Here is a 24,658-nt window from a genome sequence, read left to right as displayed (position 1 = left end):
GCGCTGCGTCTGCTGCCGGTGCAGCTTCTGCTTCAGGCGCTGCTGCTTCGGCTGCAGGTGCTTTTTCGGCCGCAGGTGCTGCTTTCTCTGGCGCAGGCGCTTTTTCCGCCGCGGGCGCTTTTTCTGCTGCTTCGTCGACTTCAACAAAGTCGCTGTCGCTTACCAGGTTGCCCTTGGTGCGACCTGCCAGACAGGCGTCAGCCACGGCAGTGGCGTACAGCAGAATGGCGCGCTGAGCGTCATCGTTGCCGGGGATCGGGTAATCGATACCGTCCGGGTTGCTGTTGGTATCTACCACGCCAATGACGGGAATACGCAGGCTGTTGGCTTCAGTGACGGCAATGCGCTCGTGGTCCACGTCGATCACAAACAGTGCGTCCGGCAGGCCAGCCATATCCTTGATACCGCCGATGCTGCGATCCAGCTTGTCTTTGGCACGACGACGCATCAGCGCCTCTTTCTTGGTCAGACGCTCAAGCGTACCGTCTGTTTCCTGGGCTTCCAGGTCACGCAGACGCTTGATGGAACCACGGATAGTCTTATAGTTGGTCAGCATGCCGCCCAACCAGCGGTGATCGACATAAGGCATGCCAGCGCGTTCGGCCTGCTCTTTGATGATCTTGCCCGCGGCGCGTTTGGTGCCGACAAACAGAATTTTTTTGTTGCCACCGGCCAGGCTCTGAATCGCGGCCAGTGCTTCGTTGAACGCAGGAACTGTGTGCTCCAGGTTAACGATGTGGATTTTGTTACGCGCACCAAAGATGAAAGGCTTCATCTTGGGGTTCCAGTAACGGGTCTGGTGGCCAAAGTGGACGCCAGCCTTGAGCATGTCTTTCATTGATACTGCAGTCATGATAATTACCTTATTTCGGGTTAGGCCTCCATACACCCCATGATCTAACCCTTGTTCAGTGCTTGTGCTGGCGTTGGCAAGCTGCCTCGTGAGGCGACTCCGTCAGAGCATTGAATATGGGCACCCAAGAACATGTGTCGGTGCATGTGTGACGTTAAGTTTAAAGTTTCGCTGCGGGCCGGACGTTGCCGATGGCGGACACCCGGTTTTGCAGCGGGCGCATTTATACCACAACCACCAGTTTACATAAAGCAAAACTGCGCGCAAATGAGATATTTACAGGGTTTATGGCAGATGCGGCGAAGCCTGCAACAGGGTGACCCAACAGACGACTTCAGCAGCCAGGGCACCGGGCCGCTTGCACGCATGGAATCCGGACACTGATCTCGGTTACCATCAGGGCCCTGGATAGTGTTTGCCGCCATGCCATAGAGGAGTTGTTATGCGCAATCAAATTGACCGGCTGGGCCGGAACGTCAAGGGAACCGCCCGGGCACTGACGACGCGGTTTACTTTCCTGGGCCTGATATTGACAGCAACGGCAGTGGCCTGCTCCGGCGGCAGCGCCGAGGTGCAGGCGCAGCATGCGGTCATCGCAATCTACCACCATGTTTCCGAGTCCACACCGCGCTCCACCAGCCTGACCCCGGATGAGTTGCGCACACAACTGGAATACCTGCGCGACAACGACTTCGAAGTGTGGCATCTCGACCGGGTACTGGACGCGCTGCAGAACCAGGAGGACATGCCCGAGCGCGTGGCGGTGCTCACCTTCGATGACGCTTATGAGTCCATCTACACCACCGGCCTGCCCATGCTGCAGGAATTCGGTTACCCGATGACGCTGTTCGTCAGCACTCAGCCCGTCGATGACAACCAGAGTGGTTACCTGAGCTGGGATCAGATCCGTGAGATGGCCGATGCCGGCGTCATCATCGCCAACCACATGGTCACGCACCCACACATGATTGATGCCCTGCCAGAGGAAAGCGAGGCCGACCGCCTGCAGCGCATGCGAGACGAATTACTGCATGCACAGGAGCGTATCCGCGAGGAAACCGGCCAGGATCACAAGATCATGGCCTACCCCTACGGCGAATTTGATAATGCGCTCACGGAGATGATCGAGGAACTGGGTTTTGTCGGACTGGCGCAGAATTCCGGCGCGGTGGGTTATCACTCTGACTTCACGGCGCTGCCGCGTTTCCCGTTGGCCGGTTTTTATGCCGACATCGATACCGCGTCAACCAAATTGCAGAGCCTGGCCTTCGAAATCAAGGTACAGGAGCCCCGCTCACCCATTACCGACAGTCGCCGCCCCGCCGTCACCCTGCAACTGGCCGGTGATTTCAATGTGTCCCAGCTTGGCTGCTACGCCGGCGGCGAACCCCTGCAGCTTGACTGGATCGACCGCGAGGCCGTGCACTTCACCATTCAGCCCGCCGCCGGTCGCACCTTCGATGCGCGCCGCTTCGGCTACATCTGCACGGCGCCCAAACGTGGCACTAACCGCTACTACTGGTTCAACAAATTCTGGGCCCGCCCCACCCCCACCAATGCCGACTGACCTTTAAAGGGGACGGAGGAGATACTTTTGACCTTTAAAGGGGACGGAGGAGATACTTTTTAACCAGCTATCTGCAAGAATGGTGCAAGAATGGGGACGGAGGGAATAATAAGTATTCCCTCCGTCCCCATTAACGCTTCAGGAGCGGTCGAAGGCGTGCAGGCGATTAACGCGGATGATGTCCTGCAGCTCGCTAACGTAGGCCATACCGCGCTCGGAATAACGGGTCAGGCCGCGGGCCAGAATCATGGAGTCCAGCGGGCGTGCCTCTGCCCGCATGTCGGCGCGCATTTCGCGCATCTCGGCATAGCTTTCATGAGTATTCAGGTTGCGCAGGTAGGCGCGCACCGACCCCTGTACCGAGCCAAAGCTGCGCACCTCATGGCTGGCGTCACTGCGGCGGCGTTCCGGAACCAGGCCACAGCCTTCGTTAAAGCACCACTGACCAAATATGTTGTTCCCCTCGCGGGCAAAGCGCGATGTGCCCCAGCCCGACTCGGTCGCCGCCTGCGCCATCACCAGCGACATCGGCACGATATCGACACGGCGCAGCAACTCGCGCACCAGGGTGCGATCTGACAGCTCAACGTCATCCAGACGATACTCGGCCACGATCTCGTTCAGTTCCGCGCGCTCAACCTTGCTCAGCGGCTCACCGGCGCGCACGATTTCGGCCAGCTGCAGCAGGCGCGAACGGGTCTCGCTTACACGCTCGTTCTCCTCTTCGATATACGAATGCAGAAAGGCAAAAAACGCTTCTTTGCGGGTGTCGGTATCAGCCACAGCCTCAAAATCGGGCAGCAACACCACTGTATCGGTCTGCACCGGTCGGGGCTGCGGCTGCAGCACCAGTTCGTGGGTAATGACGGAGGTTTGACGGTACTGCGCGTAGGCAGTCAATGTGAACACTGCGACGGCAGCGATGGTGCCTGTGCGCAATAGCACCGGTAATCTCGGATGTCGGAGTAAATCAAGCATCGTTCCTGGCCTCTGGTGTTGACGTCAAATAAAGCTAAGGTTGATGATTATTGTTTTACTCTAATCCAGACGTATCACTAGTGAATTTAGTTCACAGAAATCTCAATTGCCAATGAGATTGCAGAATATTAATGGGCCGCACCTTAACTGAAAATGAATGCTTAGGCAAGAATTTCACGCCATTTGGACCCCATTCTGCCCGCCATCATCCCGTATATAGTAGCCAGGGCAAGCACAGGGCGCCACATGTCGTGGTGGCACCAAAATCTAACCCGACTGACTGCCACCGAGACAATTCGGCGATGCCGGCGCGCTCTGCTGGTTCAGCGCCCATTCCGCCGGCGTATAAGGATGCAGAGCCAGTGCATGCACGCCGTCACGCAATTCCTCGGCCAGCAGCCCGTAAAGCTTCTGATGTCGCTTGACCGCATTGAGGCCGTCAAAACAATCCGCCACCACAATCAGTTTAAAATGTGATTCGGTGGCAGGGCCACTGTGCATGTGGCTCTCGTTGATGATTTCGTAATGCGCCGGCCGGATCTGCCCCAGCAGCTTGGTATCAATTCGTTCATGCATCGTGGCCATTTAGGTGCGGCTCCTGCAACCTGATTTGGGTAACTTGTTTTAATGGGGACGGAGGGAATACTTTTTATTCCCTCCGTCCCCATTAAAACCGGCATGATAACACACCGCTGCGGCCGTCCTGATGTCGCAAGTGCGGCGCCGTGCTATGATGCGCGCCCATGAAGGACGCAAGCACATGAAGATAAACTGGTACCCCGGACACATGTTCAAGGCCAACAAAGAGTTGGCCAAACTCATGCAGCAAATCGATGTCGTCATCGAGGTGCTGGACGCGCGCATGCCCGCCGCCAGCGCCAACCCCATGCTGGAGAGCATGCGCAGCAAGCATCACAAGCCCTGCGTGCACGTGCTCAACAAGGCCGATCTGGCCGACCCCAAAGCCACCGCCGCCTGGATCAACTACTTCAACAGCAAACCCGGCAGCGCCGCGCTGATCAATGGCAAGGAGCAACTGCTGAGCGTGGAAAACCTGCTCTGGCAGTGTCAACGTCTGGTGGGCCAGGAGCAGCGTAAATACAACGCGGTGATCTGCGGCATCCCCAACGTCGGCAAGTCCACGCTGATGAACCAGATCGCCGGCCGCAAACTCGCCAAAACGGGCAATGAACCGGCCGTCACCAAGGCTCAGCAGCGCATCAAGCTGAATGAGCTGTGGTACCTGTTTGATACCCCCGGCGTGCTCTGGCCCAAGCTGGAAGATCAGGATGCCGCCCATCGTCTGGCCTGCGCCGGCGCCATTCGCAACACAGCCATTGTGTTCGAAGATGTGGCCTTCTACGCTGCCGAATTCCTGCTGCGCGACTTCCCCGATTCATTAAAACATCGTTATGGCATGGACACCCTGCCCGAGGACGCCGAACAGTTCATGACCGAACTGGCCGGCAAACGCGGCTGCCGGGGCCGCTACGGCGGGGTCGACTGGCACAAGGTAGCCGAGATTCTATTGCACGATTACCGTGAAGGCCGCCTCGGCCGCCTGACTCTGGAGCAGGCACCGCCACCTATTGTCCATCCCGTGAAAGCGGACAGCCCTGAGCCGGACAACAGCCTTGAGCAGGATGACAGCCTTGAGCCTACAGACAGCCCTGAGCGGGACAACAGCCTTGAGCCTACAGACAGCCCTGAGCGGGACAACAGCCCTGAGCCAAAAGACAGCCCTGAATCCACTGATAGAGAAGAACCACCGACTACATGAGCCAATCGAACAAACTCAAGGAATTTGCCCGCGGTCAGCGCTGGATCAGCGACACCGAACCTGATCTGGGCCTGGGCATGGTCACCGAAACCGATCATCGCACCGTCACTCTGGATTTCAGCGCCGTTGACGAAAGCCGCCGCTACGCCCGCGACGCCGCCCCCCTGACCCGTCTGGTACTGAACGCGGGGGATCCACTGCAGCTGGGTGAGGTCAAAGTCGAGATTACCGGAGTCGATAGCACCGCCGCCGGCACCATCAATTATCAGATCAGAATGCCCGAAGGCGATATCAAGCCATTGCCCGAAGCACTGCTGCCTGACAACCTCAGTATGAACCGGCCGCTTGACCGACTGATGTCCGGCCAGTTTGATCCGGCGCACTGGTTCCGGCTGAAACAGCAAAGCCTGGCCCTGCTCGGCCAGGCCGAAGCCAGCGGCCTGATGGGCTTGTCCAGCGCGCGCGCCGAACTGATCCCGCACCAGCTTTATATCGCCGACGAAGTTGCGCGACGTTATGCACCACGGGTGATGCTCGCCGATGAAGTCGGGCTGGGCAAAACCATCGAAGCCGGCCTGATTCTGCAACAGCAACTGGTCAGCGGCCTGTGCCAACGCGTGTTGATTATTGTGCCCGACCCCCTGCTGCATCAATGGCTGGTGGAGATGCTGCGCCGCTTCAATCTGCACTTCACCGTGCTCGATGCCGAACGCTGCGAAGCACTGACTGACAGCGGCGAAAGTGATCCGTTCAGCAGCACACAACTGGCCCTGTGTCCGATCTCCCTGTTCACCGGCAAACCCGAACGTATCGGGCAGGCCGAAAACGCCGGCTGGGATCTGACCATTGTTGATGAAGCGCACCACGTTGAGCTGGGCGCCGAACAGGATTCCGACCCCGCGTACCTGGCCCTCAGTCGCCTGGCTGCCGCCAGCAAAGGCCTGCTATTGCTTACCGCGACGCCGGAACAACTGGGACACAAAAACCATTTTGCCCTGTTGCGCCTGCTCGACCCGGCCCGCTTTAATGACTACGACAGTTTTGTCAGTGAGCAACAGCATTACCAGGCTGTTGCCAGCAAAATCAGTAATTTGGACAAGGATAGTGCAAAGGTACGTGAACTGCTGGATCAGCACGGCACCGGTCGTATTCTGTTCCGCAACACCCGTCGCGGCCTCAGTGGGTTTCCAAAGCGCAAGCTCAACGCCTGGCCGGTTTCTACTCAGGCCGCCGCGGGCGCTAACCAAACCACCGCGGGCGCTATTCAAACCGCTGCAGGCGCTTCCCAAACCGCTGCGGACGCAGCCGACAGTAACGACGGTGGTCTGGAAGCCGATCCGCGGGTTCAGTGGCTGGTGCAATGGCTGCACGAAAATCACGACGGCAAGGTATTGTTAATCTGTGCTCACGACGCGCTCGCCATTGCCCTGGAAAAACACCTGCGTCTGCGCGTCGGCATCCGCAGCAGCGTCTTTCACCGGCATATGAGCCTGCTCGAACGCGACCGCGCGGCGGCCTATTTCGCCAGTGAAGATGATGCCGCGGCCCGCATTCTGGTGTGCTCGGAAATCGGCAGCGAAGGCCGCAACTTCCAGTTCTGTCGCCACCTGGTGCTGTTCGACCTGCCCATCAACCCCGATTTGTTAGAGCAGCGCATCGGACGCCTGGACCGCATCGGTCAGCAACATGATATCGAAATCCACGTACCCTATGTGCAAGGCAGCCGCCAGCACGTGCTGTTCCGCTGGTACCACGAGGCGCTCAACGCATTCGAGCAGGTGTCCCGCGCAGCCTACCGACTCTACCAAAGCCTGCAGCCGCAGCTGCAGGCGCACCTGGATGCCGCCGAGCCCGACAGCAAAGCCTTCAATGACTTTCTGGCCGATGCCGCGCAGCAGAACGAAAAACTGCAACAGGAACTGGAACAGGGGCGTGACCAGTTGCTGGAGCTGAACTCCTTTAACGCCGAACGCGCGCAAACGCTGGTCGACAGTATCCGTCAGTTCGAGCAGGACAACTCCCCGGCTGACTGGCTGCTCAAGGTGCTGGACAGTTACAGCGTGTTCTACGAACAGAACAGCGATGACAGCGTCAGCATCATCCCCGGCGAAGACATGCTGCTGCCGGTGTTCCCCGGCCTGCCCGACGAAGGTTTTGAGGCCTGTTTCCAGCGCAGCCAGGCACTCAGCCGCGAAGACCGCGTGTTCCTGAGCTGGCAACACCCCATGATTACCGGCGCCATGGACCTTGTCGTCGACAGTCATCAGGGCAAGGCCGCCGCCAGTGTCTATATCGAAGACAGAGGCTGGCCCGCGCCGCGATCACCGTTGATCCTGCAGTGCCTTTATCGCGTCAAGGTCAGCGCACCAGCGCATCTGCAACTGGCAAAATACCTGCCCGCGACCAGCCTGACCATGACCGTGGGCCTCAACAACCGGGACGAAGCCGGGCCCGTCAAGCTGCCACAGACCTTTGCTGACGCCCTGCGCTACCCCAACAAGGCCGCCACCCGCGAGTTTATGCAGGAGCATCAGAAAACCCTGCAGAGCCTGCTCACACATGCCAACCTGCAGGCGGCGAAGCAGTGCCAGGCCGCCATCGACCAGGCCAGCAAACGCATGCTCGCCACCCAGACCAGCGAGATCAAACGCCTGCTTGCATTAAAACAGAACAACCCCAATATCAGGCAGGAAGAGATAGACTATCTGAAAGAACAAACCATGGCCCTGCACCAGTGCCTGGGCAAGGCCGAGGCCGAACTGGTCGCGGTCCATCTGATCCTTAATCCAAAACAGGAAACACCATGAGTCAAGCGCCCACCCGGAGTCACGCCGCGTTCAAATGGCTGCGCAGTCAGAGCATCCCCTCACTGCAGCTGGACATGCACGAATTCGAACATGAGCGAACCGGGGCCCGCCATTACCATCTGGCGGCCGACAATCCGGAGAACGTGTTTCTGGTCGCCCTGCGCACCCTGCCCATGGACTCCAGCGGCGTTGCCCATATTCTGGAGCACACCGCGTTGTGCGGCAGTGAGCGTTACCCGGTGCGCGATCCGTTTTTCATGATGATCCGCCGCTCGCTCAACACCTTCATGAATGCCTTTACCAGCAGCGACTGTACGGCCTATCCGTTTGCCAGCAAAAATAGAAAGGACTTTTATAATCTGCTTCAAGTCTATATGGATGCAGTATTTTTCTCCAATCTTGATGAGCTGGACTTTGCCCAGGAAGGTCATCGTCTGGCCTTTGCCGAAGAAGGCAACGCCAACAGCGATCTGACCTACAAAGGCGTGGTCTATAATGAAATGAAAGGCGCCATGAGCTCAGCCACCTCGCGCCTGTGGCAGAGCATGAGCAGCTATCTGTTTCCGACTTCAACCTACCATTACAACAGTGGCGGCGAGCCCTCGCATATCCCGGATCTGAGCTACGCCGATCTGAAAGAGTTTTATCAGACTCACTATCACCCCAGCAACGCCATCTTCATGACCTACGGCGACATCCCGGCGCACGAGCATCAGGAGAAGTTCGAGGCGCTGGCCCTGAAACGTTTTGACAAGCTCGACATCCACCTTAGCGCCAAGGACGAGAAACGCTATCTGGCCCCCGTCAGAGTGCAGGAAAGCTACTCGGTGGATGCCGCCGACGGTGTTGAAGACAAGACCCATGTGGTGCTGGCCTGGCTGCTGGGCAAAAGTACGGATCTGGAGGCCCTGTTCAAGGCCCAGCTGCTGAGTGCGGTGCTGTTGGACAACAGTGCCAGCCCGCTCATGGATATGCTTGAAACCACTGATCTGGGCAAATCGCCTTCGCCGCTGTGCGGCCTGGAAGACAGCAACCGTGAGATGAGTTTCCTGTGCGGACTGGAAGGCTGTGCGCCGGACAGCGCCAATCAGGTTGAGCAGATGGTGCTTGATACCCTGAAACGGGTCGCCGATGAAGGCGTGCAACCAGATCAGGTGCAGGCCGCCCTGCATCAGCTGGAGCTGAGTCAGCGTGAAATTGCCGGCGACAGCTACCCGTACGGCCTGCAATTGATGATGGCCGGCCTGTCCACGGCCGTGCACCGGGGCGATCCGATCAAGCTGCTGGACATTGAGCCGGTGCTGGTGCAACTGCGTGAAGACATCAAGAACCCGGATTTCATTCCCGGGCTGATCCGCGACCTGATCCTGAACAACCCGCATCAGGTGGTACTGACGCTGACCCCGGATACCGAGATTGCGCGGCGCGAAACCGAAGCTGAAGTCGCCCGCCTGCAGGCCATCAAAGCCAGCCTCAGCGAGGACGACAAGACCCGCATTATTGAGCGTAACCAGCGTCTGGCCAAGCGCCAGGTGCAGGAAGACGACCCCGATGTGCTGCCCAAGATTGGCCTGGAAGATGTGCCGGCCGAGCTGCCGGTCATCCATTCCGAACAACTGCAGTGCGCCGGCGCCCCCTTGAGCTGGTATGCCCAGGGCACCAATGGCCTGAGTTATCAGCAGGTTATCGTGGATCTGCCGAATCTGGACGAAGAGCTGCTGGCGGTGCTGCCGTGGTACACCAGTTGTCTGGCCGAGCTCGGTGTCGGCGACAAGGGTTATGCTGACGTGCAGGCCTGGCAGGCCGCCGTCTGCGGCGGCATCAGCTGTTACGCCAGCGTGCGTGCGAGCGCCGAAGACGAGCAGCTCAGCAAAGCCATCATCGTGATGTCGAGCAAGGCGTTGACCGCAAAACAGGCGGAGATGACCGAACTGCTATATGACACCTTCTTCAATGTGCGCTTTGATGAGAGCAAACGCATCCGTGAGTTGCTGGAACAGATCGCCGCGCGCCAACAAAGCAGCGTGACCGGTCGCGGTCACAGCCTGGCCGTCAGCCTGGCTTCCAGCGGCATGAGCCCCACTGCCCGCCTCAGTCACAAGTTCTCCGGCCTGCAGGGCATCAAGACCCTGAAGGCGATGACACGTCAGTTGCAGGAGCCCGAATTCATGTCGGACCTGCTGGCGAAGATGTCGCGTATCCACGAGCAGATCATGGTGGCACCGCGTCGCTTCCTGCTGATCGGCGAAGAACAGCATCGCGACACCCTGCTAAACACGCTGGAGGCTGCCTGGAACCAGGCACCCGCGGTGTCAGCCACGGCAGAACCGCTGCAGCTCACCCCGACGCGCGAGACCGTCAGGGAGCTGTGGACCACCAACACGCAGGTACACTTCTGCGCCAAAGCCTATCCGACAGTGCCCGGCGGCCATCCCGATCACGCCGCTTTATCAGTGCTCGGTGGTTTTATGCGGAACTCGTTCCTGCACCGTGCCATTCGTGAACAAGGCGGTGCCTACGGCGCCAGTGCCGATCAGGATGGCGGCTCCGCCTCGTTCCGTTTCTTCTCCTACCGCGACCCGCGGCTGGCAGAAACGCTGCAGGACTTTGACGCCGCCATCGACTGGGTGCTGAACGAAGAACATCACGAGCGGCTGGTGGAAGAAGCCATTCTCGGTGTCATCAGCAGCATGGATCGCTCCGTGTCGCCGGCCGGCGCCGCCAAACAGGACTACTACAACACCCTGTTCGGCCGCACCCGCGAAGCCCGCATGGCCTTCCGCAAACGCGTGCTTGCGGTCACCGTCGCCGACCTCAAGCGCGTCTGCGCACAATACCTGAAACCCGAGAACGCCAGCATCGGCGTGGTCTCCAACACCCAGCAGCAAGCCATTGCCGATAAACTCGGCCTCAAAATCAACGCCCTCTGACCTCCCCTAAAGGGCGGCTTTAAATGGGGACGGAGGAGATTAATCTCATTAAATAAATCTCCTCCGTCCCCATTAAATAGTAGGGATGTAACAAGGCTGGAAACTACTTTAAGAAATTTTTTTAAAGTTTCGGGAACTTCGCGCGAAACATTAAGTCTGATTAAGTGTAGGTAGATTGCAGACAAAATTGTGGGTTTTGTTTCATTTATCTCTCCCTTGATAGTAGTATGACTCTGAGCCCGGCCTAAACCGCCGGGCTTTTTTTTGGCCTTGTGTTTGCCATCGCCAGCGTTAGAATGGCGCACGGCCCGTTAACCACAGGCCTCCGAGAACCATCAGGAGTGACAGCATGTCGAATAAATTTGTTGAACTAGTCAAAGAAAAAATGGCTGATATCAAGAAGCAGCGCGAGCAGGATAACGGCAAAACGGCACCGGAAATCAGGATTGAACGCGAGCAGAAGCCCGAGAGCGACGAACCGGTCAAACACTGAGCTGTTTACCCCATCACATTCGCCGGCGGATCCTCCGGCCGGCTAGGCGCCCGCCAGCGCCTGAACACACTCGGATGGATAGCCTCCCCCAGCGCCCCGGTACCAATGTCACGTAATCGCGGCATACCGGTGAGAGGCGTTTTGTACATCACCGACAGTGACTCGCGCAGTTCGCCGAAGGCGTTGGCATCGATGCGTCGCTTCAGGTAATGCGGATCGAGTTGCAACCCATGCCGGCCGGCAGCTTCCAGCATCCACAACAGCGCCTGGTCTGATAAACCCGCATCGGCATAACCACCGCCGACATTGGAATGCACGCCGGCAAACCACACCTGCTCGACGGTTTCACATTGCGGCGGACACGGCGGCAACCACAGTGACGGTTCAAAGGGAGCGCGCTGCTCGTTGATAGCCAGCGCATGATAGGCGTGCCGGACATTGTCGCCCAGACAGACATCATGAAACCGGTGCCGCGATCGGGTCAGCCAGCCCAGAGGGCCTTTGGTGGGCAGCCCCATGGCGCCGACCGTGTCCCAGACCCCCAGAAAATGCACATCGCCGGGCAGCGACCGGTATTTCGCACGAAACGCCTGCCCCGCCTGCTTGCGCTCATCGGCGTCGTGGATGCGATACACCTGCGCGGCCTCATCGGCAATGGCCATGGCCTGCTTGTGAGTCTGCCCGGCCGTCTCGCCCGGGCACGGCGGGATACCGCACACCGCCAACATGCCAGCCAGGCTACGCACGGTGAACGCACCCCGACTAAAACCAAACAGAAACAGCCGGTCATCGGGCTGATAATGCGCCAATAACCAGGCATAAGCCTTGCGCATATTGCCAAACAGTCCGTTACCCGCCATGCCGCCACGCAGCTTGTCAAACAGACCGGCAGTCCCAACCCCGGTGTCGTAGTAGCGCAACTGCTCAATATGCGGCGATTTGCCCAGCACCGACCGCACTGCCTTCACCACATTACTCGGTACCTGCCGCTGCCGGTCTACCTGATCCGGTTTGTTCCAGGTGCCATCGGCACCAATCACAATATTGCGCACAAAAGCGCCCCCCTTTTCTTCCTGTTATAGACCATCCTAATGGGGACGGAGGAGTTATTTTTTATTCCCTCCGTCCCCATTAAGCGCCCATTAAGCGCGTTTAAAAGGCACGGATCAGCACTGTTCTGATCCAGGCCGCACCAGCCGGGGGCGCATTTCCCGTTAAAAGCAGTCGCACCAGCAAAGTGCGGAGGCGTTGTGCACAACGTCAGATATGCGTCATTGCGGTGCTTTTAAGGTGCTCGCCGCATTTTGACCCATCATCTTATAAATCCGCTTTCGCTTTATATGACAGAAGCTTAACAAATTATTGGTTTTTCTCTGTCTGTATCTGCTAGGTGCCTTTTTATGCACTTTTTGTAGGCACAAAAATATTCAGAAACTTTGGCACGGAAAATGCGGAGCACCCATGGAACATAAAACAAAAACCGAACACCGACCCGCATCCCGCAACCGTATCGCTTTTATCAGGAGTTAACATGAGCGCCAACAGCAAGAACAGTCCACACAAAATAAATGCACTCTCGGCTGCAATATCATTTGCCCTGTTCCCCATGACCTCAGCGCTTTACGCTCAGGACGGTGCAGAACAAGCTCAGCTCGAAGAGGTTGTTGTAACCGGGTCACGTATCACCCGTTTTGAAGGTGACTTTACTGCGCCTGTTTTGTCTCTGGGAGCAGAGCAGCTCGAGCAATCAGGCGCCACCAATATCGAAGACTTCATTAGTGAGGTGGGCGCCCTCGTGGGTTCGTCCGGTTCATTCGAAACACAGGGCACCGACGGTGGTTCCCAGGTCGGGGTGAACGCGCTGAACCTGCGCAACCTCGGCAACAACCGCACCCTGACACTGGTTAACGGCAGGCGTCACGTGAGCGCCCTCGCCACCGGTGAGCCACTGGTTGATACCAACACTATTCCTGTCGCACTGATTGAGCGGGTCGACGTGCTGACCGGCGGTGCGTCTGCGGTGTATGGTGCCGATGCGGTCTCCGGCGCCGTCAACTTTGTCCTCAAGGATGACTTCGAAGGCGTCGCGGTGCGAACTCAGGGCGGCATGTCTGACGAAGGTGATGCTGAAGACTTCTTTGCGTCATTTGTATTTGGTACCAACTTTGACGGCGGTCGCGGTAATGTCACCTCAAGCTATGAGTATCGCAAGCAGGAAAGACTGGAAACCAAGGATCGTGAGTACGGCATCACCGGCAGACAGTATCTCAGAAACAATCCGGCTGAATACGGCCAGGCAGACGATCCCAATGTACCAGACCGAACTCTTACCCCGCCAGGCGCACGTAACTTTACCTACACGGCGCCCGATGGACGCTACGATATTCTAGGTTTCAATACAGTGACCGGAGAAACGCTCACCTACCCGTCCCCCATCGCTCTGTCCGCCGACGGCACTCCCTTTGAAGTGGGCCAGCAGACCTCCGGCTTCGCTCATCTGGGTGGCGATGGCACACCCACAGCCTATTTCTCGTCATCACTGATTCCCGAACTGGAAACACATTCATTCAACGTCAATGGACGCTACGACCTGAATGAAAACCACACTGCCTTCACCGAATTCAAGTTTGTGCGCTCCGACGCCGTCAACCCGCGTAGCTCTTCGTACACCACCGTACTTGAGCTGAGTCTTGACAACCCGTTCATTCCAGATGCGTTCAATGATGTACTCGCTACCATCCAGGATCCAACAATCAACCTGGCACGGGACGACCTCGAGATGCGCTCGCTGAACGACAATACCCGGGATACCACCCGACTGGTAGCCGGCTTCAGGGGTGACCTTACCGATTGGCTGCGCTACGAAGCATCGGCCAACTACGGGATCACCGAAGTCACCGCAAGGCTCAGTAACCAGCGCCTTGAGGACCGTTATTTCGCATCGCTGGATGCCGTGCGTGACCCCGCCACCGGCGAGGCCACCTGCCGCTCCAACCTGAACCCGGGCGCCGTTCCGCCCAACGACCCGGTGGTATCGCCCTGGAATCCGGGGGTCTGGGGAGACCCGGCCAATATGACGTTTACGCCCGGCGCCAACAGCGGATGTGTGCCCTTCAACCCGTTTATTGATGGTACGCAGTACTACTTCTCGCCGGGGCAGATCAATGCTGACGATCCCAACGGTGCCGCCCAGGCGTTTATCACCAATGCCGGCGCACCCATCGTAAGCAAAGGTGAATCCGAGCAGACAGTCTTCAACGCCTTCGTCTCCGGCGACAGTTCCGGCCTTGGACTTACCTTGCCCGCCGGTGCCGTTGACTTCGTGCTGGGTGGGGAATACCGCGAGGAAAAAATCTCCAACACGCCCGACCGTCTGCGCAGCAACCCCAACGGCCTGACACCACTGGATTTCACCCGCCCCAGCAGTTCGTCCTATGACGTATCCGAGGTCTTTACCGAAGTATCGGTACCGGTCTTCCAGGATCTGGGCCCCTTCATGCAAAGCCTGCGGATAGATGGCGCATTCCGTTATTCCGATTGGTCAACAATCGGCGAAACCACCGCCTACAGTTTTGGCCTGAACTGGGCATTGAACGACAGTGTGATCGTTCGTGGATCGCTGGGTGAATCTGTACGGGCGCCGAACCTGGCCGAACTGTTCGAGCCGGAGAACCAGTCCTCTTTCCGACCGGAAGACGTCTGCGAAGCAGCCAACCTCAATGCCCAGACCGCCAACACGGTTGCCAACTGCCGTGCGGAGATCAGCGCACTAGGGCTGAATCCGGACACATTTGTCTCCTCCTCACCCGTGGGCCGTCCAGGCGTGCGTGGCGGCAACCCCAACCTGGCAGAGGAAACCAGTAACACCCAGACTCTGGGCCTGGTCTATACGCCCTCCTGGATGCCCGGCCTCGTTGCTGCTGTTGACTGGTGGGAGATCGACATGTCCCAGGGTGTGCTCTATCCCAGCGACGACGAAATCGTCGAACGCTGTTACGACCAACCCACAACAGACAACGCGTTCTGCGATCTTTTCAGTCGCTCAACCGAAGGCGCGCTGGTCGGTGTCATCGTTGATCTGGAACAACGCCCGGTCAACGTCAGTAACCTGTACACATCCGGCGTCGACTTCAGTGTCAACTACCCCATTAACCTGAACAATCTGGGTATGCTCTCGCTATCCCTGAACGGTACCTACCTTGAGTCGCTGAAAACACAACCCACGGTTGAACCCAGGCAGATCGAGGAAGCAGGCATGGTTGACACCCTGCTTGGGCAGCAGGCACCTGAATGGGTCGCTAACCTGAGCGCCAACTGGCTGCGCGGACCGCTGTCGCTGACTTACCGGTTCCGTTACCAGAGTGCGCTGAATATCTTTGAAGATGAGGAACTTGAGCGCCAGCCGGATATTTCCGATTTCCTCAAAACAGACCCGGTGACGGTACACGATATCCAGGGCAGCTACAGCTTCAGCAATGGTTTTGAAGTGTACGGTGGGGTCAATAACCTTACCAAGCAGGAGCCTGACCCCAGCTATCTGAACCTGCCGGTCGGTCCCAGAGGACGTGTTGCCTACCTGGGAGTCTCGGCTGATTTCCAGAGTTTGAGCAGCCTTAATCCTTTTCGATAGACGTTAGACGCGGCGAGTGTACAATGCTAGATACTATGCAGCGACCAGACGCACTCAAAGCAAGCGACGTGATCCAACGATTGCGTGACGAGGTCGCCCGAAACCCGGGCGACCTCGACAGCAGTCTGATGTTTGGCTCCGCTCTGTACCAGGCGGGCAACTATGAAGAGTCAGCCTCGGCCTTCAGCTCACTTCTCAATCATCACCCCGACCATCCACAGGCATTGTTGCTGCTGGCCCGAACGCTGGCACGCGCCGGCCAACGCACGGATGCTCTGCAGGTTCTGGCACGCGCCCAGCACGTCAATCCTGAGCACCACCAGGCGTGGCAGGTCGCCGCCGCACTGGTAGCGGAACAGCGGGACTGGTTACAACTGTTACACATTGCACACAACTGGACGCAGGCACACCCTGCCTCCACTGAGGCCTGGCAGGCATTGTCACGCGCCCACTTTGAAGAGTCGCGATTCAACGAAGCCATTACTGCCTATGCACGAGTGCTCGAGTTGGATCCCGACAACCCCTCACACTTAATCGGCGCTGCGCGACTCAGTATCTCGGCGCAGCGTTATGAGCAGGCACATCAATTCCTTGGCGCTGCGCAGAAAATCGCGCCGGACTCCGCAGAGCTTTTGTATTCACTGGGTCGGCTACACCACCTTACCGGCGAACTGCAGGCGGCTGAGTCATACTGCCGACGCGCTATCGCCGCACGACCAGGCTTCGCCACCGCCTATGTGGAGCTGGGCACCCTGCGTGAAGGCAGGCTGGACGATGCCGAGATGACCGCCATCAGACAACTGTTTGATGACCCTTCCGTGCATCCTGAGTACCGGGTCATGCTGGGTTTCACGCTGGGCGACGCGCTGGATCGTCTTCAGGCATTTGATCAGGCTTTCGCAGCCTGGGATCAGGGCAACGATATCAACCGCAGAATTTCCCAACAGGAAGGCATGAATTACCAGCCCGCACTGATTGAAAGTGAACTGGCACTGCTGCCCGGGATATTCAGCGATTTGACAGTCGAGCCGGAGCACTGCACCACGGACCATAGCACCACGAATTATCCGCGACCAATTTTTGTGCTGGGCATGCCGCGCTCCGGCACCACATTGATCGAATCGATCCTGGCGTCCCATTCCAGCGTACACGGCGCGGGAGAACTGCCGACACTTTACGATATTCACGAAGAGCTGATGGCGGTGGCACGTGGCCAGGGCATCGAGGCCGCCCGTAGCCTGGTGCGCAAGCAGGCCAATGGCTGGCGAGAGCGCTACCTTGCTGCCATGCCCTCCTGTCCCGACCAGGCCCACATCGTCGACAAGCAGCCGCTGAACTTCCGCTCAATCGGGCTGATCCGCCTGCTGTTTCCTGACTCCCCGATAATTTATACCCAACGCGACGCCATGGATGTCGGGTTTTCCATCTATCGCCACAAATTCTCCAAGGACTGGCCCTGCGCGCACCGGCTGGATGACATTGGTCACTATTATGCAGTTCACGCCCGCATCATCGCGATGTGGCAATCACACCATGCCGGGTCGATCCATGTTGTTGATCACGCCTCACTGGTGCGTGATAAGGAGACCTGCATCCGACAGTTGCTCGACGTCGCCGGCCTTGAGTTTGAAGCTGCCTGCCTGTCGCCACACAAAACCAGACGGGCGGTCGCCACTTTCAGTGCAGTTCAGGTTCAGCAGCCAATCTCGAGCAGCTTCAGCGGTCGCTCGGCGAACTACGTCAAACAACTCAGTCCGTTACGTCATGCGCTGCACAGCCATGGATACGGCATTAATGTTGCAATACCCTACAAGAAAACCAGTAATGCCACGCAAAATCAGGGTTTCACACCGTCGGGCGCATCAATGTAGTGCCCGACACAGAAAAAGCGACATGTTGTAGTGCACATAAAGTGCTTAACAGAAATAAATGTCCCAACAGAGCGAGAAAAAAATGAAGCAGACTGACGCGGAACAAGACTCGGAATTCCAACACAACACAGCAACAGAACTCGGCAGACAATGGGGTGACCAATGAAAATACGTATTCTTGCACTAGCCGCATCGTTGGCGGCCACAGGCATCGTCAATGCACAATGGGATACCGTCGTCGGCGAAGTCGGCGTTATTGAAGGATTCGATCAACACTGGGTAACCGTTCGTCGCGGCGACACCGTGTTCCTGGTTGATGCCGATGAAGGCGTCATAGGTGGCACACTTCTGGTGTCCTCATTCTCGCCCGCTCTGGCACCCCGCATGAGCGCCGGCCTGCTGTATGCCTACGGCAGCTACTACTCCCGCGGCAGCCTGGGAGACCGAACCGACGTGGTACAGATTTATGATGTCGCCTCTGCCACCGCCATCAGCGAAGTCGAAATTCCCGCGCGTGCTGCCGGTATCGGCCACCCCGGCATGATGGGGCTGATCAATGACCGTTTCGCGGGTGTGTGGAACATTACACCTGCCACCTCCGTCAGCCTGGTTGATATTGAAAGTGAAACCTTCATTGGTGAAGTCTCACTGCCAAGCTGCTCGGGCATTTATCCGGAAGCACAGGGCTGGATCTCTGTGTGTGGTGACGGCACCGCGCAATACATTCAGTTGAATAACGCCGGTCAGGAAACCCGTCGCATTCAGAGCACGTCGTTCTTCGACGTATTCGCTGATCCGGTCTACGATTACTCCGTACCTGCCGCCGACGGCTGGATGTTCATGTCCTTTGACGGTCTGCTGCGCAAGGTTTCCCTGAATGGCGATACGCTTCAGGTATCGGAATCCTTCGACATCAATCCCGAGTCAGATGGCGTTGCTGACGTCAATGGCGTGATGCCTAAGCCCGATGACAACTGGCGCATCGGCAGCTATCAGCCTTTCGCCTACCATGACGGCGAAGCGCTGCTGGCGACACTGATGCATGAAGGCGGTGGTCAGGAAACCTTTGAGAAAGCCGGCACCGAAGTGTGGGTTTACAACATGCTGACCGGTAACCGCGGCATTCGCATCGAACTGGGTGAAGACGTAACTGCCCGCGGCGTGCTGCTGACCCCCGGTGATGATCCATTGATGGTGCTGGCCACCAGCGAAGGTTTGCAAGTGCGTGACCCACGCACCGGCCGCCTGCTGCGCACTGTTGAAAACGTTTCCGGCACCATGCAGGCACTGTATGAAGGAATGGAATGATGATTGATCCACTGGTTACCATCGTCATTGCCACCTCCCTGGCATTGCTGTTTCTGCTAGCGGCGCGGCACAAAATTAGTGCTCACCGTCGTTTTGAAGCACAGCTGGCGGCGTACCGCATTCTGCCTGAATCCCTGGTATCCCCCGCGGCACGCGTGTTGCCGTGGCTGGAGATCGCAGTTGCGGCAAGCCTGCTGTTTGCCACTACCCGTCCTGTGGGTGCAGTGCTGGCAGCAACCCTGCTGGCCACCTATGCGCTGGCCATGGGTATCAACCTGAGCCGCGGACGTTCCCAGATCGATTGCGGCTGTGGCGACACACCACAATCATTGTCCGGCCTGTTGGTACTGCGTAACTGCGTGCTGGCAATCGGTGCCCTGCTGTTATTGGCGCCGGTCGCAACACGACCGCTCAACGCACTGGACATGCTGTTCGCTGTGCTGTTTGTTGCAGCGTGCTCGCTCAGCTACACATTGTTCGAACAGTTATCCCGCAATCACACTTTACTGACCGATAAGGAGTAAGCCATGAGCAACGCTTTGGCAGCTACATTAATTCTACTGACGCTCGTGGTACTGGCTTTGATATTTGCCGTTATCGCACTGGCACGACAGATAGGCATTCTGCACACCCGACTGGCACCCGCTGGTGCTCTGATGACCACGGCCGGGCCCAAGCTGGGCGAAAAAATCACCAATATGTCGATTCCTGACATTCACGGCAAGCCAGTGGCCATTGGTGCGAGCGGCAACGGCATCAACGCCGCCAAGGCGCAACTGCTGCTGTTTGTGTCACCTTCATGCCCGATCTGCAAGGAGCTGGTGCCAACCGCCAAGAGCATGGCACTGAGCGACAACGTTGATCTGATCTTCGGCAGTGATGGCGGACAGGCTGAAACCCACCTGCAGTACATCGAGAAGATGAACCTGCAGGATTACCCTTACATCGTGTCACTGGAGCTGGGCATGCGCTTTGAAGTAGGCAAACTGCCCTACGCCGTGCTGATCGATGAGAGCGGCGCGCTGCGCTCCAAAGGTCTGGTTAACAGCCGCGAACACCTGGAATCACTGGTTACAGCTATGCAAAGTGGCTACGATTCAATTCAGGATTATCTGGTCAAGAAAGGTCATCTGGAGGAGCAGGCGTCATGAGTACCCGTCAAGAACTGATTTCACAAATGATAAAAGATCTGGACTCGGTCACCACCGGTGCCATTCGTATGCTGGCAGCTCGTACCTCCCGGCGTTCATTCCTGGGCCGCTTTGGTGTGCTCATGGCCGGTATGGGCGCCCTGCCCGTGCTGCCCATGTCACGCGCATCAGCCCAGCCAGCCTCGTCACCATCGACATCAGCGACACCGTTTCCCCCGCCCGGCAATGCCGGTCCGGTCAATGGCGTGGCAGACATTCAGGAAATGGGTGATACCGAAAGCTGTGATTACTGGCGCTACTGTGCATTCAGCGGCTCTATCTGCAGCTGCTGTGGTGGTTCACTGACAACCTGCCCCCCCGGTTCGCAGACAGCTACCGTGGCCTGGGTCGGCTCCTGTCATAACCCGACAGACGGCCGCAATTACCTGATCTCCTACAACGACTGTTGTGGTAAAGGTAGCTGTGGTGGTTGTGGCTGCTCGCGCTCTGAAGGCGATCGTCCGGTCTACTTCCCGTCTAAATCCAACAACGTGCTGTGGTGTTTTGGTTCTACCAGCCATGCATACCATTGTACGCTGGCACTGGTGATTGGTCATGGCGACAACAACGCACTGCCCTGATCGCCCGCTGATGAAACTGTTGATGTTGCTGTGTCTGTGCTTCGCACCCGCGATGGCCAGCGCCGCAACACCGCAGTTCAACTACCTGCTGCACTGTGGCGGTTGCCACATCGAAGACGGCTCGGGCATGGGTGATATCGTACCCGACCTGAATGAAGACCTCGGGTACTTTGCCAGTTTTACCGAAGGCCGCTCCTACCTGGTACGTGTACCCGGTGCGTCACACTCGCCGTTAAGTGACGGCGACCTGACTGAAGTCATGAACTGGATGTTGCGTACCTTTGCTGCAGCGGATGAACCCGAGCTCTACAGCGAAGCCGAAGTCACCGCGAACCGCCGCATTCGCATGAATGATGTGCATGCCGTACGCAAGCAATTGCTGGAGCTGAAGGACAACCCCGACGCGGGAATGTCGCCAGCCCCGCAAACCACCGCCGCGCCGCAGGCGTTCGTCGGACCACAACAACCTGCTGATCAGGAGGCGCCAGAGCAACTGGCGTCTCTTTCAGTCGCCACCTCAGCAACACCACCACCGACGCTCACACCAGAGCAACAACTGGCATTTGGTGAAGCCCTTTTTTTTGATACCTCGTTATCGCGCTTCGGCAATCAGGCCTGTGCCAGCTGTCACGATCCGGGACGCGCCTTTGCCGACCAGCGCTCGATGACCGTCGGCAGCGGCGCCTCTATCGGCTCCGATGGCAGCTCCACTGGCCACCGCAATGCGCCTTCACTGACCTACGTCGCTGCCACACCCGCTTTTACCCTGAACGACACCACACAAACCTCGCCACCTGCCCAGAATCGCTCACGCGTCGCCGCTACGGCTAAAGCGGCCGATACTATCCGCGGTGGTTTTTTCTGGGACGGACGTGAACCGACACTGGAAAACCAGGTACTGACACCGTTTGTGAATGCCAGGGAGATGGGCTTGCAGGATCTGTCTGAACTGGTTGAACGTGTCGCCGGCAGTGAACGATATCAGCCCTACCTGGGCGACGTTACTGGCGATGCAGTATCACCCGCGCACATGTCAGGCCTGATCGCGAAAAGCCTGGCCACCTACCTGCGCAGTGATACCTTTAACAGCTATGACTCGCGCTACGACCGTTTCGTGCGCGGCGAGATCACCGCAACCGCGCAGGAAATGGCCGGCATGGGCCTGTTTTTCTCGCCCGGTTTCACAAACTGTGCGACCTGCCATCAGTCATCAACAGCCGCCTATGCCACCAATGAGCTGTTCAGTAACCACCGTTACGAAAACATCGGCACCCCGATCAATCAGGACCTGCTCACCCTGAATGGCATGGGCACTGACTTTCGCGATCCCGGGCTGGCCGCCAATCCTGCGCTCGCCGCCGGCTTTGACCCCAGTGACATCAACGCCCGCTTCAAAGTACCCAGCTTGCGCAATGTCGCTGTCACGGCGCCCTACATGCACAATGGCGTCTTCAGCGAACTCGATACCGTGTTGCGCTTCTACAACCACTACAACGAAACCGGTGCCAGCGGCCAGATCAATCCCGAGACCGGTCAGCCCTGGACTGAAGCAAACAACCCTGACGGCGTCGCCACCGACAAACTGCGCGTCGGCTTCCCCTTGAGCGAACGCCAACTGGCTGCGCTCAGCGCCTTCCTGCGCATGCTCACTGATCAACGCTACGAGCACCTGCTCCCCTAATGGGGACGGAGGAGATAAAAAGTATCTCCTCCGTCCCCATTAAATGCTACCAGCCCAGGGCCTGGCCGTCCTTGCGGTGATCCGATCCGGCCCGGTAAACACCATTGATCGGCAGCATGCTGTCCGCACTGAACACCGGCGCCGGCAGTGAAGGGTCGCGGGTGAACAGGATGCCCTGATACCCGCCTACGGCGCTGCCATCCACCGCCCTGACCTCATGGCCTCTGGCTTCCAGCGCCGAGCCCACCAGGTTGTAGAGTTCCTGTTCCAGCGACAACAGATTCCGGTTCTGGCTATGGGTAAATCGTGCCGCGTCCGTGGTCATCTGCACATTCATGCCGTGATCAATCATGTTGACGATATGTTGCACATGACTCTCAGGCTGAATGCTGCCGCCCATGTTGCCAAATGCCAGCAAGGGTTCACCGTCGCGGGTCACAAAACCGGCAATGATGGTATGAAAAGGCCGCTTGCCCGGCGCCACCTGATTCGGGTGGCCCGCCTGCAGTGAAAAGGCAGCACCGCGATTTTGCAGAACGAAGCCATAAGGTGGCACGGTCACGCCACTGGCGTACACCGAAAATCCGCTGTGAACCAACGACACCATATTGCCCCAGCGATCTGCCGTCGCCAGATACACGGTGCCGCCATCCAGGCCACCGGTTACCGAGGGCGGTGTCGCTTTGCTCATGTCGATACGGTCACACAGCGTCGCGGCATAGGATTTCTCCAGCAGGCGAGCCACCGGTACATCTTCAAAATCGGGGTCGGCGTTGTAAGCCTGCAGATCCGAATACGCCAGCTTCTTGGCCTCAACCATGAAGTGCCAGTAATCGGGATTGGTGGGTCCGAGATCAGCCAGCGACAGATCGTGCGCCGGGGCACAGACCTCCAGAATATTGAGTAGCTGCAACGTGGCAAAACCCTGGCCCGGTGGTGGCAGTTGATGAACATCGTAACCATGGTAATTGGTCGAAATTGGCTCCACCCACTCGGGTGAGAATCCGGCCAGGTCATCCATCGACATGACACCACCGGCGGCCTCGACCTTGGCAACAATCGCTTCAGCAATCGGCCCCCGGTAGAAGGCATCTGCCCCATCGCGCTGTATCAGTCTGAGGGCATCGGCCAGCGCCGGGTTACGGATGATGCTGTACAACGGCGGCACCTCACCGTCCACCAGAAAGGTGCTCGCGGAATCGGCATCGTTAAGCAGTTTGTCATGCACACTGGCGATATCATCGTAGCGGCGCTCGGATTGCCCCCAACCGTCCTCGGCCAGTTGCACGGCCCGCGCCAGGGTCTGCTCAAAGCCCATGGTGCCAAAGCGCGACAGCAACGCGTCGTAGCCAGCAATGGCACCCGGCACCGTGGTCGAGTTGACGCCTGACGACGGCATGCTCTCCAGCCCCAGCGTGTTGCGGAAATAATCCAGCGTCCAGCCCGAGGGTGCCGGGCCAGCCGAGTTCAGCGCGTATAGCTTCTGTTCGCTGGCCACCCAGACCAGCGCAAACAGATCGCCGCCGATGGTGGTGTCGTTCTGCGAGGTGACATCCAGGGCGGCAGCAGCCGCCACCGCAGCATCAATGGCGTTGCCACCTTGCTGCAGTATTTCCAGCCCGGCATGCGAGGCCAGAGCGTCACTGGTCGCCACTACGCCATGACGCGCCAGTAATTCGGATCGCCCCTGTGCACGCCAGCCCTGCGCACGGGAGCCCGGCATGGCGGCAATCGATGCCGCCGGGTTGGGATTATCAGCGCTGGGCTGGCCAAAAGCGTTCGGGGATTGCGCCTGAACGCTGAGCGGGAGTGCCAGCAAACCCAGCAGTACGACAGGGGCAATTACGCTTGGGGCGCTTAGTTTACGGCCTGTCACGATAGAACCAATGCCGGATGGCAAATAGCAGCGAACGTTTTTCATTATTATGATTCCTGTGCCTGCATGAATGAACGATGTAGCCACGAGAACCCAGATCACAAACATCGCGC

16 protein-coding genes and 1 pseudogene are annotated in these 24,658 nt (G+C 58.2%); 12 read left to right on the top strand and 5 right to left on the bottom strand.

The window, feature by feature from the left end:
- Positions 1 to 103 precede the first annotated feature (103 nt).
- Positions 104 to 853: pseudogene (gene rpsB, locus ENH71_RS05395) on the bottom strand (30S ribosomal protein S2); the annotation flags it as partial.
- A gap of 442 nt (positions 854 to 1,295) precedes the next feature.
- On the opposite strand from rpsB, the gene ENH71_RS05390 reads away from it, so the two are divergent.
- A complete protein-coding gene (locus ENH71_RS05390) occupies positions 1,296 to 2,420 on the top strand; it encodes a polysaccharide deacetylase family protein (RefSeq protein ID WP_294130158.1) in 1,125 nt (374 codons plus the stop codon).
- A gap of 138 nt (positions 2,421 to 2,558) precedes the next feature.
- Here the strand turns inward: ENH71_RS05390 and ENH71_RS05385 are convergent, their stop codons facing one another.
- Positions 2,559 to 3,398, bottom strand: coding sequence for a glucosaminidase domain-containing protein (locus ENH71_RS05385; protein WP_294130160.1), 840 nt, complete (start codon positions 3,396 to 3,398; stop codon positions 2,559 to 2,561).
- A 267-nt stretch (positions 3,399 to 3,665) separates the two neighbouring features.
- Positions 3,666 to 3,983, bottom strand: coding sequence for a BolA family protein (locus tag ENH71_RS05380; protein WP_294130162.1), 318 nt, complete (start codon positions 3,981 to 3,983; stop codon positions 3,666 to 3,668).
- 175 nt (positions 3,984 to 4,158) lie between these two features.
- Between ENH71_RS05380 and ylqF the strand changes: the two genes are divergently transcribed.
- From ylqF to ENH71_RS05360, 4 genes are all read left to right on the top strand, one after another.
- On the top strand, positions 4,159 to 5,178 hold the full coding sequence (ylqF, locus tag ENH71_RS05375) for a ribosome biogenesis GTPase YlqF (protein WP_294130164.1): 1,020 nt from the start codon (positions 4,159 to 4,161) through the stop codon (positions 5,176 to 5,178).
- Complete coding sequence (gene rapA, locus ENH71_RS05370; protein WP_294130166.1) at positions 5,175 to 7,985, top strand: RNA polymerase-associated protein RapA; 2,811 nt, start codon at positions 5,175 to 5,177, stop codon at positions 7,983 to 7,985. Before ylqF ends, rapA begins: the two co-directional genes overlap by 4 nt.
- Complete coding sequence (locus tag ENH71_RS05365) at positions 7,982 to 10,915, top strand: insulinase family protein (RefSeq protein WP_294130169.1); 2,934 nt, start codon at positions 7,982 to 7,984, stop codon at positions 10,913 to 10,915. The genes rapA and ENH71_RS05365 overlap by 4 nt, the downstream gene beginning before the upstream one ends.
- A 349-nt stretch (positions 10,916 to 11,264) precedes the next feature.
- Positions 11,265 to 11,408 carry a hypothetical protein gene (locus ENH71_RS05360; protein ID WP_294130170.1) on the top strand — a complete coding sequence of 48 codons (144 nt, stop codon included), beginning with the start codon at positions 11,265 to 11,267 and terminating at the stop codon, positions 11,406 to 11,408.
- A 5-nt stretch (positions 11,409 to 11,413) separates the two neighbouring features.
- Here the strand turns inward: ENH71_RS05360 and ENH71_RS05355 are convergent, their stop codons facing one another.
- Positions 11,414 to 12,460 (bottom strand): T6SS phospholipase effector Tle1-like catalytic domain-containing protein, encoded by a 1,047-nt coding sequence (locus ENH71_RS05355; RefSeq protein WP_294130172.1) that lies wholly within the window; start codon positions 12,458 to 12,460, stop codon positions 11,414 to 11,416.
- 479 nt (positions 12,461 to 12,939) lie between these two features.
- Here ENH71_RS05355 and ENH71_RS05350 point away from each other — a divergent pair, with 479 nt between their 5' ends.
- The 7 genes from ENH71_RS05350 to ENH71_RS05320 all read left to right on the top strand — a co-directional run bounded on the left by ENH71_RS05350 (position 12,940) and on the right by ENH71_RS05320 (position 22,669).
- Complete coding sequence (locus ENH71_RS05350) at positions 12,940 to 16,038, top strand: TonB-dependent receptor plug domain-containing protein (RefSeq protein WP_294130174.1); 3,099 nt, start codon at positions 12,940 to 12,942, stop codon at positions 16,036 to 16,038.
- Positions 16,039 to 16,106: 68 nt separating this feature from the next.
- Positions 16,107 to 17,909 carry a tetratricopeptide repeat-containing sulfotransferase family protein gene (locus ENH71_RS05345; RefSeq protein WP_294137612.1) on the top strand — a complete coding sequence of 601 codons (1,803 nt, stop codon included), beginning with the start codon at positions 16,107 to 16,109 and terminating at the stop codon, positions 17,907 to 17,909.
- 162 nt (positions 17,910 to 18,071) lie between these two features.
- Complete coding sequence (locus ENH71_RS05340; RefSeq protein WP_294130178.1) at positions 18,072 to 19,217, top strand: amine dehydrogenase large subunit; 1,146 nt, start codon at positions 18,072 to 18,074, stop codon at positions 19,215 to 19,217.
- Entirely contained in the window at positions 19,214 to 19,741 is a 528-nt protein-coding gene (locus ENH71_RS05335) for a MauE/DoxX family redox-associated membrane protein (RefSeq protein WP_294130180.1), read from the top strand. The genes ENH71_RS05340 and ENH71_RS05335 overlap by 4 nt, the downstream gene beginning before the upstream one ends.
- Before the next feature lie 3 nt (positions 19,742 to 19,744).
- The gene (gene mauD / locus ENH71_RS05330; RefSeq protein ID WP_294130183.1) at positions 19,745 to 20,368 is read left to right on the top strand and encodes a methylamine dehydrogenase accessory protein MauD; all 624 of its coding nucleotides are present in this window, start codon (positions 19,745 to 19,747) and stop codon (positions 20,366 to 20,368) included.
- On the top strand, positions 20,365 to 20,988 hold the full coding sequence (locus ENH71_RS05325) for a methylamine dehydrogenase light chain (RefSeq protein WP_294130186.1): 624 nt from the start codon (positions 20,365 to 20,367) through the stop codon (positions 20,986 to 20,988). Before mauD ends, ENH71_RS05325 begins: the two co-directional genes overlap by 4 nt.
- Positions 20,963 to 22,669 carry a cytochrome-c peroxidase gene (locus tag ENH71_RS05320; protein ID WP_294130187.1) on the top strand — a complete coding sequence of 569 codons (1,707 nt, stop codon included), beginning with the start codon at positions 20,963 to 20,965 and terminating at the stop codon, positions 22,667 to 22,669. The genes ENH71_RS05325 and ENH71_RS05320 overlap by 26 nt, the downstream gene beginning before the upstream one ends.
- A 46-nt stretch (positions 22,670 to 22,715) precedes the next feature.
- Here the strand turns inward: ENH71_RS05320 and ENH71_RS05315 are convergent, their stop codons facing one another.
- Positions 22,716 to 24,590 carry a gamma-glutamyltransferase family protein gene (locus tag ENH71_RS05315; RefSeq protein WP_294130188.1) on the bottom strand — a complete coding sequence of 625 codons (1,875 nt, stop codon included), beginning with the start codon at positions 24,588 to 24,590 and terminating at the stop codon, positions 22,716 to 22,718.
- Between the last annotated feature and the right edge of the window lie 68 nt (positions 24,591 to 24,658).

The organism is Pseudohongiella sp., from assembly GCF_011050365.1.
In the GTDB taxonomy this organism is placed as follows: Bacteria; Pseudomonadota; Gammaproteobacteria; order Pseudomonadales; family Pseudohongiellaceae; genus Pseudohongiella.
The sequence above is the reverse complement of the archived record's forward strand: the minus strand, read 5'-3'. Positions and strand labels throughout refer to the sequence as shown.